The organism is Streptacidiphilus monticola (genome assembly GCF_042658505.1).
Lineage (GTDB): Bacteria > Actinomycetota > Actinomycetes > Streptomycetales > Streptomycetaceae > Streptacidiphilus > Streptacidiphilus monticola.
In genome coordinates this window covers 79,737-92,269 of record NZ_JBHSQJ010000031.1, presented here as the reverse complement: position 1 = coordinate 92,269, position 12,533 = coordinate 79,737, and the positions used below count along the sequence as shown (strand labels likewise).

The window sequence follows — 12,533 nt, the reverse complement described above, 5'->3', positions numbered from 1 at the left end:
CGGGCGCGGAGCGCGCACTAGCGTCCCCGGCACCGCGACAAGAAAGCAGGTCAGCAGGCCGTGAGCAGCAGCCAGCCCGTCAGCAGCGCCCGCAACGGCGGAGTCTCCTTCTGGTACGACGAGCTCGGACTGCCCGCCGCCACGCCACCCCTCGGCGGCCCGCTCACCGTGGACGTCGCCGTCGTCGGCGGCGGCTACACCGGCCTGTGGACGGCCTACTACCTCAAGCGGGCCCGGCCGTCCCTGCGCATCGCCGTCCTCGAGCAGCGCTTCTGCGGCTACGGCGCCTCCGGCCGCAACGGCGGCTGGCTCTACAACGGCTTCGCCGGGCGCGGCGTCTTCGCCCGCCGCTACGGCAAGCCCCGCGCGGTCGCGCTGCAGCGCGCCATGACGGCCGCCGTGGACGAGGTGCTCCGGGTCTGCGCCGCCGAGGGCATCGACGCCGACGCGCACCGGGGCGGCGTGCTGGAGGTCGCCCGCACGCCGGCCCAACTCGCCCGCCTGGACGCCTACCTGACCGACGAGCACGCCTACGGCGTCACCGACGTCGAGCGCCTGGACGCGGCCGCGTCCCGCGCCCGCATCGACGTGGCCGGCACCCTGGGCGGCGTCTGGAACCCGCACGGCGCCCGCATCCAGCCGGCGAAGCTGGTCCGCGGCCTGGCCGACGCGGTGCGCGCGCTCGGCGTCGAGGTCTTCGAGCAGACCGCGGTCACCGAGATCCATCCGGCCTCGTCCGGTTCCCGCGCGCGGGCGGTCACCCCGCACGGCACGGTCAGCGCCGAGTACGTGCTGCGCTGCACCGAGGGCTTCACCGCCAACCTGCGTGGCGAGAAGCGGTCCTGGCTGCCGATGAACTCCTCGCTGATCGTCACCGAGCCGCTGGGCAAGGAGTTCTGGGACTCCGTCGGCTGGGAGGGCCGCGAGACGCTCGGCGACATGGCGCACGCCTACATGTACGCCCAGCGCACCGCGGACGACCGGATCGCCCTGGGCGGGCGCGGCGTCCCCTACCGCTTCGGCTCGCGCACCGACAACGACGGCGGCACGCACCAGCGGACCATCGAGCAGCTGCACGAGATCCTGACCCGCTTCTTCCCGGCGCTGCGGCCGGGCGTCCGGATCGAGCACGCCTGGTCGGGCGTGCTGGGCGTGCCGCGCGACTGGTGCTCCACGGTGACCCTCGACCGCGCCTCCGGCCTCGGCTGGGCGGGCGGCTACGTCGGCAGCGGCGTGACCACGACGAACCTGGCCGGTCGCACCCTGCGCGACCTGGTCCTGGGCGAGGACACGGAGCTGACCGCGCTGCCGTGGGTGGGCCACCGGGTGCGCAAGTGGGAACCGGAGCCCCTGCGCTGGCTCGGCGTCCAGGCGATGTACGCGGCGTACCACGCGGCCGACCGCGCGGAGTCGGCGGGCCGCGGGACCACCTCCCCCATCGCCCGGGTAGCGGACGTGGTCTCCGGGCGGCACTGAACCCGCGGCGACGGGGCAGGCTCCCTCGGAGTGCGAATCGTCCCAAAGCGGGGCAAGCTTGAGCCGACGGTTCGGGGACCGTCCGGCACACAGCATTCGACACCTTGGGGAGCCCATGTCTGTCTTTCTGTGTTTGCTCGTAGCCCCGTTCGGCCTGCTGGTCATCCTTGGTCTCTCCTGGTTCGAGGACCACTTCCTGCGGCCTCCCCAGAGCCCCGCCGACCAGGTCGTCCAACACGCCGTCACCCTCCTCAAACTGCAGCCCCGGATGCGCAGCCAGTCGCAGCCGTCCCACCACGAGGACCGCGCCGCCTAATGGGAGCTACCGGGTCGGCGAGACTCGGTGCCGTAGCCGCCAGTAGGTGAGCACTCTCGCTGCCGGAGCCGTTCGAGCTCTGAGGTCAGACCGTGCCCCTGCTGGTCGGTCGGAAGGCCATGACCGCTGATGGGGTGGCGTGCCCGCCGAGCAGAGCGTGAGCACTGGATCCATTAGGCCGCGTGCCGTGTCTTCCGCAGGCTGCACGACCAGGAAGTATCCGACGGGGAGGAAGAGTTGCTGCTGATCGGCGACGACTGGGCCGAGGACCACCATGACGTCGAGGTCCAGGACGCCACCGGCCGCAGGCTCGCGACCGCGAGGCTGCCCGAGGGCGCGGAGGGCATCGCCACGTTCCATGAGCTCGTGGCCAAGCACTCAGGCGAGGACCTCGATCCGGCCGACGTGGTCGTGGGGATAGAGACCGATCGCGGCACCTGGGTGCAGGCCCTGCTCGCCGTCGGCTACCAGGTCTATGCGATCAACCCCAGGCAGGTCGCCCGGTTCAAGGAGCGGTACGGCACCTCCGGTGCCAAGAGCGACAAGGGCGACGCCCATGCACTGGCCGACATGGTCCGCATCGACCGCGACCAGCTGCGGCCCGTCGCCGGGGACAGCGCCCAGGCCCAGGCCGTCAAGGTCGTCGCCCGGGCCCACCAGACCCTGATCTGGGAACGCACCCGCACCTTCCAGCGGTTGCGCAACACGTTGCGCGAGTACTTCCCCGCCGCCCTGAACGCCTACACGAGCCTGGAGCTGACCAGCACCGACGCGCTGGAACTGCTGATCAAGGCACCCACGCCGCAGGCGGCGGCGAAGCTAACCCGCTCCCAGATCGCCGCAGTCCTCTCGCGGGCCCGGCGGCACAACCGGGACCAGAAAGCCGGGGCGATCCAGGCCGCACTGCGCGAGAAGCAGTTGGAGCTGCCCGGGCCGGTGGCCGCCGCCTACGCGGCCGCCACCACCGCCCACGCCCGACTCCTGCTCGCCCTGAACGAGCAGATAACCGTGATGGAAGAGCAGGTGAAGGCGCATTTTCTCGCGCACCCGGACGCTGAGATCTACCTGTCGATGCCCGGCATCGGAGAGATCACCGGCGCCCGGGTGCTCGCCGAGTTCGGGGACGACCCCACCCGTTACAGCTCCGCCAAGCCCCGCAAGAACTACGCCGGGACCAGCCCGGTCACCCGGGCCTCCGGCAAGAGCCACAATGTCCAGGCCCGCTACGTGCGCAACAACCGGCTCGCCGACGCCCTCCAGCGCCAGGCGTTCTCGGCCCTGCGCGCCTCACCCGGAGCCCGCCGCTACTACGACAAACAACGAGCCCGCGAGGCCGGCTACAACGCCGCCCTCCGCCAAGTCGGCAACCGGCTCGTCGGCATCCTCCACGGATGCCTCAAGACCCGCACCCACTATGACGAAGCGACCGCCTGGTCACACCACGCACACCTCCATGCCGCTTGACCTCAAACGTCATGGGGTGTCTGACCTGACGCACTGTGACCCACCACGCGTGGAGGCCGTGTTGACCTGGCGTCCGCCCGCGTGGTGGGATCTTTTCGCCAATCGGAGGCAAGCAGAGGAAGCCGGTGCGAATCCGGCGCGGTCCCGCCACTGTCACCGGGGAGCACCTGCGCACGACGCCACGGCGGCCATCCGGCCGCGGGAAGGCGCGCAGGGGCGCTGATCCGGGGAGCCAGGAGACTCTCGCCTCCGGATCGTCGACCCGGGGCGCGGACCCTGAGTGAGGACACACCGGTGCGCAGCGCCTACGCGCTTGGGGCCGCCGTCGGATACGCCGCCGACGCCGCCTTCGGCGACCCCCGACGCGGCCACCCCGTGGCCGGCTTCGGACGGCTCGCCGGGGCGCTGGAACGCCGTCTGTGGCGGGACCACCGCGCCGCCGGGGCCGCCTTCACCGCCCTCACCGTGGGCTCCATCCTCGCCGCCGCCCGCTGGGCCGACCGCCGCCTCCCCCGCGCCGCCCTCGCGGCCGCCGCGACCTGGACCGTGCTCGGCGGCGCCTCGCTCGTCCGCGAGGCCCGCACGATCGCCCGCCACCTCGACGCCGGGGACCTCGACGCCGCCCGCGACCGCCTTCCCTACCTGTGCGGACGCGACCCGCGGGAACTGACGGAGCGTGAACTCGCCCGCGCCGTGGTCGAGTCGGTGGGCGAGAACACCGCCGACGCCGTCGTCAACGCACTGACCTGGGGCGCCCTCGCCGGAACGCCGGGGCTGCTGGCCTTCCGCGCGGTCAACACGCTGGACGCCATGGTCGGCCACCGCTCCCCGAGGTACCTGCGCTTCGGCTGGGCCTCCGCCCGCCTGGACGACGTCGCGGGCTGGCCCGGGGCGAGGCTGACGGCGCTGCTGACCGTCGTCGCCTCGCCGGACCCGGTCCGCGCCTGGAAGGTGTGGCGGCGCGACGCCGCGAGCCACCCCAGCCCCAACGCCGGGCATGCGGAGGCGGCCTTCGCCGGGGCGCTCGGCGTCCGGCTCGGCGGCCCGCTCCGGTACGGCGAGCGGGTCGAGCACCGGCCGGTCCTCGGCGCGGAACTGCGGCCGGTGAGCGTGGACGACATCGAGCGTGCCTGCCGGCTCTCGCGCCGGGTCGGCCTGCTCGCCCTCGGCGTGACCTGCGCCGTGTCCCTGGCGACCCACTGGAGGAAGCGATGAGCCCCGCCGGAGCCCTGCTGGTCGCCGGAACCACCTCCGACGCGGGCAAGAGCGTCGTCACCGCCGGGATCTGTCGCTGGCTCAGCCGACAGGGCGTCAAGGTCGCGCCGTTCAAGGCGCAGAACATGTCGCTCAACTCCTTCGTCACCCACGACGGCGCCGAGATCGGGCGGGCCCAGGCGATGCAGGCCGCCGCCGCCCGCGTCGAGCCCGAGGCGGCGATGAACCCGGTGCTGCTCAAGCCGGGCAGCGACCAGCGCAGCCAGGTCGTCGTGCTCGGCCGGCCCGTCGCGGAGGTGGGCGCGCTGGACTACCGCGAGCGCAAGCCCGCGCTGCTGCGGATCGCCCTGGACTGCCTGGACGACCTGCGGTCCCGCCACGACGTGGTGATCTGCGAGGGCGCCGGCTCCCCCGCCGAGATCAACCTGCGCGACCGGGACATCGCCAACATGGGCCTGGCCGTGGCGGCCCGCCTTCCGGTGGTCGTCGTCGGCGACATCGACCGCGGCGGCGTCTTCGCCTCGATGTTCGGGACGCTGGCCCTGCTCTCCGCCGAGGACCAGCGCCACCTCGGCGGCTGGATCGTCAACAAGTTCCGCGGCGACGTGCGGCTGCTCCAGCCGGGGCTGGACCAGCTGCGGGAGTTGACGCACCGTCCGACGCTGGGCGTGCTGCCGATGCTGCCGGGGCTGTGGCTGGACGCCGAGGACTCGCTGGACCTGTCCGGCGTCGCGGCCGCCGCCCCCGCCGGGCCGCCGGTGGGCCGGGACGTGCTGCGGGTCTCCGTCGTCCGGCTGCCCCGGCTGTCCAACTTCACGGACATCGACGCGCTGGCCCAGGAGCCCGGCGTGCTCGTCCGCTGGGCGACCCGGCCCGAGGAGCTGGCCGACGCCGACCTTGTGGTCCTGCCCGGCACCCGGGCCACCGTCGCCGACCTGGCCTGGCTGCGCGAGCAGCGACTCGACACCGCCGTCCAGGCCCGCGCCGCCGAGGGGCGGCCGGTGCTCGGCGTGTGCGGCGGCTTCCAGATGCTCGGCCGGACCATCACCGACGAGGTCGAGTCGGGGGCCGGGCTGGTCGAAGGCCTCAGCCTGCTGCCGGTGCGGATCCGCTTCGCGGCCGCCAAGACGCTGGCCCGGCCGGTCGGCACGGCGTTCGGGGAGACCGTGCACGGCTACGAGATCCACCACGGACAGGCCGCGGTCGAGGGCGGCGAGCCCTTCCTCGACGGCTGCCGCGAGGGCGCGGTGTGGGGCACCACCTGGCACGGCGCCCTGGAGAACGACGGCTTCCGCCGCGCCTTCCTGCGCGAGGTCGCCCGCCTGGCCGGACGCGCCTTCGAGCCCGCGCCGGACACCAGCTTCGCCGCCGCCCGCGAGCAACGACTGGACCGCCTCGGCGACCTGATCGAGCGTCACGCCGACACGGGCGCGCTGTTGCGCCTGATCGAGCAGGGCGTCCCCGCCGACCTGCCCTTCGTCCCTCCGGGGGCGCCCGTCCCGCCGGGGGCGGCGTGAACCGCCCCGACCGCCGCAACCGGCCGAGCACCGAGAACCCCAGCACTGAGGAGACCCCGAGGATGAGCCGCGACGACAGCACCACCGTGCTGCTGCTCTCCACCGCCGACACCGACCTGCTGGCCGCGCGCGCCTCCGGCGCCGGCTACCGCATCGGCAACCCGACCCGGGTCTCAGTGACCGAGGAACTGCCCGGGCTGCTGGACGGCGCGGACGTGGTCGTGGTCCGGCTGCTCGGCGGCCGCCGCGCCTGGGAGGACGGGCTCGACGCCATCGCCGCCTCCGGTCTGCCCACCGTCCTGCTGGGCGGCGAGGCGGTGCCGGACGCCGAGCTGATGGGTCTGTCCACGGCCCCGGCGGGCGTGGTCGCGGAGGCCCTGCGCTACCTCGTCGAGGGCGGCCCCGGGAACCTGGCCGAGCTGGCCCGCTTCCTCTCCGACACGGTCCTGCTCACCGGCGAGGGCTTCGCGCCGCCGGAGCCGATGCCCCAGTTCGGTGTCCGCGGCGGCGACCGCCGACCGACGCCCGGCCGGCCGACGGTGGGCGTGCTCTTCTACCGGGCCCACGAGCTGTCCGGGAACACCGCGTTCGTGGACACCCTGTGCGAACGCATCGAGGCCAAGGGCGGCCAGGCGCTGCCCGTCTTCTGCGGTTCCCTGCGCGGCGTAGGCAAGGCGCAGCAGAGGGTGGGGGCCGCAAGCGAGGAACGAGCGAACGGCACCCGCCCGGAGCGGAGCCGCGCCGAAGACGGCCATCACGCACCGCGCGGGGCGGATCCGGGGCTGTACGAACTGCTCGGGCGCTGCGACGTGCTGGTCGCGACCGTGCTCGCGGCGGGCGGGACCGTCGCGGCCGAGGCGTCGGCCGGCGGGGAGGAGGAGAGCTGGGACATCGGCGCGCTGGCCGAGTTGGACATCCCGGTGATCCAGGGCCTGTGCCTGACCACCTCCCGCGCCGCGTGGGACGAGTCGGACGCCGCGCTCAGCCCGCTCGACGCGGCCATGCAGGTGGCGATCCCCGAGTTCGACGGGCGGCTGGTCTCCGTGCCCTTCTCCTTCAAGGAGACCGGCACCGAGGGCATCCCCGTCTACGTCGCCGACGAGGAGCGCGCCGCCCGCGTCGCCGGGATCGCGCTCCGGCACGCCGCGCTCCGGCACAAGCCCGACGCGGAGAAGAAGATCGCCGTCGTCTTCACCGCCTACCCCACCAAGCACTCCCGTGTCGGCAACGCCGTGGGCCTGGACACCCCCGCCTCGGCCGTCCGGCTGCTCGACGCGCTGCGCGCCGCCGGGTACGGCGTGGCCGACTACCCGGACAGCGGCGACGAACTGATCCACCGTCTGATCGCCGCCGGCGGCCACGACGTGGAGTGGCTCACCGAGGAGCAGCTCGCCGCCGCCCCCGCCAGGGTGCCGCTGGCCGACTACCGGCGCTGGTTCGACGCGCTCGACCCCGGGCTGCGCGACGCCATGCTGGAGCACTGGGGCGAGCCGCCGGGCTCGCTCTACGTGGACGGCGACGACATCGTGCTCGCCTCGCTGCGGTTCGGCAACGTCGTGCTGCTGATCCAGCCGCCGCGCGGCTTCGGCGAGAACCCGATCGCGATCTACCACGACCCCGACCTGCCGCCCTCGCACCACTACTTCGCCGCCTACCGCTGGCTCGAGCACAGCTTCGGCGCCGACGCCGTCGTCCACCTCGGCAAGCACGGCACCATGGAGTGGCTGCCCGGCAAGGGCCTCGGCCTCTCCGCCGGCTGTGCGCCGGACGCCGTGCTGGGCGAGCTGCCGCTCGTCTATCCGTTCATCGTCAACGACCCCGGCGAGGGCACCCAGGCCAAGCGGCGCGGGCACGCGACGATCGTGGACCACCTGGTGCCGCCGATGGCCCGTGCCGACACCTACGGAGACCTGGCCAAGCTGGAGCAACTCCTCGACGAGTACGCCCTGGTGAGCGACCTGGACCCGGCCAAGGCCCCGGCGGTGCGGGCGCAGATCTGGACCCTGGTGAAGGCTGCCGAGCTCCACCACGACCTGCACGTCGACGAGCAGCCGGGCGAGGACGAGTTCGACGAGTTCGTCATGCACATCGACGGCTACCTCTGCGAGATCAAGGACGTACAGATCCGCGACGGCCTGCACATCCTGGGCGGCGGACCGGTCGGCGAGGCGCGGGTCAACCTGGTGCTGGCGGTGCTGCGTTCGGCGCAGATCTGGGGCGGCAGGGCCGACGCCCTGCCCGGTCTGCGGGCCGCCCTGGCCGGGCACTTCGGGCTGGACGAGAGGGAGCTGCTGGCGGAGCCGGGGGCGGTCGTCAAGGTGCCGGCCGAGCTGACCGCGCTGGTCGACGGCCCCGCGCGGACCGCGTCCGACGCCGTGGACCTGCTGGAGCAGCTGTGCCGCCGACTGGCCGAGGGCATGGAGGCGGCGGACTGGGCTCCGTCCGCCGCACGGGAGTTGGCGGCCTCGGTGCTCGGCGGCGCCGAACTCGCGCCCGCGGTCGCGGTGCTGGAGTTCGCCGCCGAGGAGGTCGTGCCGCGCCTGGCGCGGACCACCGACGAGCTGGACCACATCCTGCGCGCCCTGCGCGGCGGTTACGTTCCCGCGGGGCCGTCCGGCTCGCCCACGCGCGGCCTGGTCAACGTGCTGCCCACCGGCCGCAACTTCTACTCGGTCGACCCCAAGGCCATCCCCTCCCGGCTGAGTTGGGAGGTCGGCCAGGCGCTGGCCGACTCGCTGGTGGCCCGTTACCAGGCCGACACCGGCGGCTACCCGCGCTCGGTGGGCCTCACCGTCTGGGGCACCTCCTGCATGCGCACCCAGGGCGACGACATCGCCGAGATCCTGGCGCTGCTCGGCTGCCGCCCGGTCTGGGACGACGCCTCGCGCCGGGTCACCGGCTTCGAGATCGTGCCGCTCGCCGAACTCGGCCGACCCCGCATCGATGTGACGGTCCGCATCTCCGGCTTCTTCCGCGACGCCTTCCCGCACGTGGTCGCCCTGCTGGACGACGCGGTGCGGGCGGTCGCCGAGCTGGACGAGCCGGCCGAGTCCAACTACGTCCGCGCGCACGCCGACGCCGACACCGCCGAGCACGGCGACCGCCGCCGCGCCACGGCGCGCATCTTCGGCTCCAAGCCGGGTGCCTACGGGGCCGGGCTGCTGCCGCTGATCGACGCCCGCAACTGGCGCAGCGACGCCGACCTGGCGGAGGTCTACGCGGTCTGGGGCGGCTACGCCTACGGCCGCGGCCTCGACGGCCGCGCGGCCCGCGGGGACATGGAGCAGGCCTTCCGCCGGATCTCCGTGGCCGCCAAGAACATCGACACCCGCGAGCACGACCTGGTGGACGCGGACGACTACTTCCAGTACCACGGCGGCATGGTGGCCATGGTGCGCCACCTGACCGGCGACTCCCCGGCCGCCTACGTCGGCGACAGCGCCCTGCCCAGCCAGATCAGGACGCGCACCCTGGGCGAGGAGACGCACCGGGTCTTCCGCGCCCGCGTGGTCAACCCCCGCTGGATGGCCGCCATGCGCCGCCACGGCTACAAGGGCGCCTTCGAGATGGCCGCCACCGTCGACTACCTCTTCGGCTACGACGCCACGGCCGGGGTCGTGGACGACTGGATGTACGAGAAGCTCGCGAGCGAGTACGTCTTCTCCCCGGAGAACCGGGAGTTCATGAAGCAGTCCAACCCCTGGGCCCTGCGCGGCATCACCGAGCGGTTGCTGGAGGCGGCGGAGCGGCAGCTGTGGGCCGACCCGCAGCAGCAGACCCTGGACCAGTTGCGTGCCACCTACCTGGAACTCGAAGGCGACCTCGAAGGCCGACTCGAAGGAGACGACGAGCAGTGACCCCGACGGTGACCACGACGTCTGTGAACTCCCCTGCGGGTGACGTCCGATACCCCTTCACGGCCGTCGTCGGCATGGACCGGCTGCGGCTGGCGCTGCTGCTGAACGCCGTCTCGCCGCAGGTCGGCGGGGTGCTCGTGCGGGGCGAGAAGGGCACCGCCAAGAGCACCATGGTCCGCGCGCTGGCCGGGCTGCTGCCCGACATCGCCGTGGTGGACGGCTGCCGCTTCGCCTGCGACCCGGCCGCCCCCGACCCGCAGTGCCCCGACGGCCCGCACACCGGCGCCTCCGGCTCGGGCCGCCGGCCGACCTCGCTGGTCGAACTGCCGGTCGGCGTCTCCGAGGACCGCGTGGTCGGCTCGCTCGACCTGGAGCGCGCGCTCGCGGAGGGTGTCAAGGCCTACGAGCCGGGACTGCTGGCGGCCGCGCACCGGGGCGTGCTCTACATCGACGAGGTCAACCTGCTCCACGACCACCTGGTGGACCTGCTTCTCGACGCCGCCGCGATGGGCCGCTCCTATGTCGAGCGCGAGGGCGTCTCGGTCCGGCACGCCTCCCGGTTCCTCCTGGTCGGCACGATGAACCCGGAGGAAGGCGAGCTGCGCCCGCAGCTGCTCGACCGTTTCGGCCTCACGGTCGAGATCGCCGCCACCCGCGAACCGCAGGAGCGGGCGGAGGTCGTGCGCCGCCGCCTCGCCCACGACGCCGACCCCGCCGCCTTCGCGGCCCGTTGGGCGGCGGAGGAACGGGCCCTGGCCGCGCGCATCGTGGCCGCGCGGGAGCTGCTGCCGCAGGTCGAGCTCTCCGACACGGCGCTGCGTCAGATCACCGCCGTCTGCGCGGCGTTCGAGGTGGACGGCCTGCGGGCCGACATCGTCATGGCCCGGACGGCGGTCGCCCTGGCCGCCTGGGCGGGCCGGACCCAGGTCCTCGCGGAGGACGTCCGCACCGCCGCCGAGCTCGCCCTCCCGCACCGGCGCCGCCGCAACCCCTTCGACGCGCCAGGACTGGACGAGTCCAAGCTGGACGAGACGCTGGAGCAGTTCGCCGACCGGGATCCCGACGACGGCCCCGAGGACGACGGCCCGGAGGGCGGACCGGACGGTCCGGGCGGAGGCGGCGGCGCTCCTGCCGACCGTGCCGACGGCCCCGCTGACGGCGCGTCAGCCGCCCCGGAGCCGGACTCCACGCCCGGGACGGCCGGCTCCGCCCCGGCCGGCGAGCACTCCCCCGTCGCCGCGGACCAGCCCTACCGCACCCGGCTGCTCCAGGTCCCGGGGACCGGTGAGGGCGTCCAGGGCCGCCGCTCCCGGGCCCGGACCGAGAGCGGCGGGCACACCGTGCGCGCGGCCCGGCCCACCGGCGCGCTCCAACGCCTGCACCTCACCGCCACGTTGACCGCCGCAGCACCCCACCAGCTCGCCCGGGGCCGCCGCACCGGCCAGCCGCTGGCGCTGCGCCGCGACGACTTCCGGCAGCAGGTACGGGAGGGCCGCGAGGGCAACCTCGTGCTGTTCGTCGTGGACGCCTCCGGGTCCATGGCGGCCCGGCAGCGCATGTCGGCGGTCAAGGGCGCGGTGCTGTCCCTGCTGATGGACGCCTACCAGCGCCGGGACAAGATCGGCATGATCTCCTTCCGGGGCGGCTCGGCCGAGCTGCTGCTGCCGCCCACCTCGTCGGTGGAGGCGGGAGCGGCCCGGCTCCAGCAGCTGCCGACGGGCGGCCGGACGCCCCTGGCGGCGGGGCTGCTCCGCGCCCACGAGACGCTGCGCGTGGAGCGCCTGCGCGACCCGCTGCGGCGACCCTTGGTCGTTCTGGTCACCGACGGCCGGGCCACCGGTTCCCGCGCCGCCCTGGACGACGCCCGGCGGGCGGCCGTCCTGCTGGCGGCGACGGGCGCGGCCTCGGTCGTCGTGGACTGCGAGTCCGGCCCCGTCCGGCTCGGCCTGGCAGGCGAGTTGGCCTCGCTGCTGCACGGGCCCGCGGTCCGGCTGGACGAGCTGCGCGCCGACTCCGTGGCCTCGCTCGTGCAGACCCTGACCGCTTCCCGCCCCTCCGCCCGTTCCTCGCAGAAAGCCGCGTGAGCACGCCATGCCCCAGGGACAGCCGACGACCGTCCCCGACGACGGCCTGACCACCCGTCAGCGCCGCACCCTGCCCGTCCTCGCCGTCCACACCGGCCCCGGCAAGGGCAAGTCCACCGCGGCCTTCGGCCTCGCCCTGCGGGCCTGGAACCAGGGCTGGCCGATCGGGGTGTTCCAGTTCGTCAAGTCCGCCAAGTGGCGCGTGGGCGAGGAGAACGCGCTGCGCGTGCTCGGCGCCTCGGGCGAGGGCGGCACGGTCGCCTGGCACAAGATGGGCGAGGGCTGGTCCTGGGTCCAGCGCGACATCGCCGACAGCGAGGAGGCCGCGAAGGAGGGCTGGGCGCAGGTCAAGCGCGACCTGGCCGCCGAGACCTACCGGCTGTACGTGCTGGACGAGTTCACCTACCCGCTGCACTGGGGCTGGATCCCGGTCGAGGAGGTGCTCGACGTCCTGCGCGACCGCCCCGGCAGCCAGCACGTCGTCATCACCGGTCGGTACGCCCCGGAGGCCCTGGTCGAGGCGGCGGACCTGGTCACCGAGATGACCAAGGTCAAGCACCCGATGGACGCCGGCCGCAAGGGCCAGCGCGGCATCGAGTGGTGA

At 74.0% G+C, this 12,533-nt stretch carries 8 protein-coding genes and 1 riboswitch; all 8 genes read left to right on the top strand.

Features of this window, described 5'->3' with window-relative positions; all coding sequences use genetic code 11:
- The first annotated feature begins 60 nt into the window (after window positions 1–60).
- Entirely contained in the window at window positions 61–1,476 is a 1,416-nt protein-coding gene (locus tag ACFP3V_RS08730) for an NAD(P)/FAD-dependent oxidoreductase (protein WP_380581581.1), read from the top strand.
- Window positions 1,477–1,591: 115 nt separating this feature from the next.
- On the top strand, window positions 1,592–1,792 hold the full coding sequence (locus tag ACFP3V_RS08725; RefSeq protein ID WP_380581578.1) for a hypothetical protein: 201 nt from the start codon (window positions 1,592–1,594) through the stop codon (window positions 1,790–1,792).
- 237 nt (window positions 1,793–2,029) lie between these two features.
- Complete coding sequence (locus ACFP3V_RS08720; RefSeq protein WP_380581576.1) at window positions 2,030–3,256, top strand: IS110 family RNA-guided transposase; 1,227 nt, start codon at window positions 2,030–2,032, stop codon at window positions 3,254–3,256.
- Between the two features lie 89 nt (window positions 3,257–3,345).
- Window positions 3,346–3,521: riboswitch (cobalamin riboswitch) on the top strand.
- A gap of 29 nt (window positions 3,522–3,550) precedes the next feature.
- A complete protein-coding gene (locus ACFP3V_RS08715; RefSeq protein WP_380581574.1) occupies window positions 3,551–4,471 on the top strand; it encodes a cobalamin biosynthesis protein in 921 nt (306 codons plus the stop codon).
- On the top strand, window positions 4,468–5,988 hold the full coding sequence (locus ACFP3V_RS08710) for a cobyric acid synthase (protein ID WP_380581572.1): 1,521 nt from the start codon (window positions 4,468–4,470) through the stop codon (window positions 5,986–5,988). The genes ACFP3V_RS08715 and ACFP3V_RS08710 overlap by 4 nt, the downstream gene beginning before the upstream one ends.
- 62 nt (window positions 5,989–6,050) lie before the next feature.
- Entirely contained in the window at window positions 6,051–9,845 is a 3,795-nt protein-coding gene (cobN, locus tag ACFP3V_RS08705) for a cobaltochelatase subunit CobN (RefSeq protein ID WP_380581570.1), read from the top strand.
- 74 nt (window positions 9,846–9,919) lie between these two features.
- Entirely contained in the window at window positions 9,920–11,929 is a 2,010-nt protein-coding gene (locus ACFP3V_RS08700) for a putative cobaltochelatase (protein ID WP_380581728.1), read from the top strand.
- A 7-nt stretch (window positions 11,930–11,936) separates the two neighbouring features.
- Window positions 11,937–12,533 (top strand): cob(I)yrinic acid a,c-diamide adenosyltransferase, encoded by a 597-nt coding sequence (gene cobO, locus ACFP3V_RS08695; protein ID WP_380581568.1) that lies wholly within the window; start codon window positions 11,937–11,939, stop codon window positions 12,531–12,533.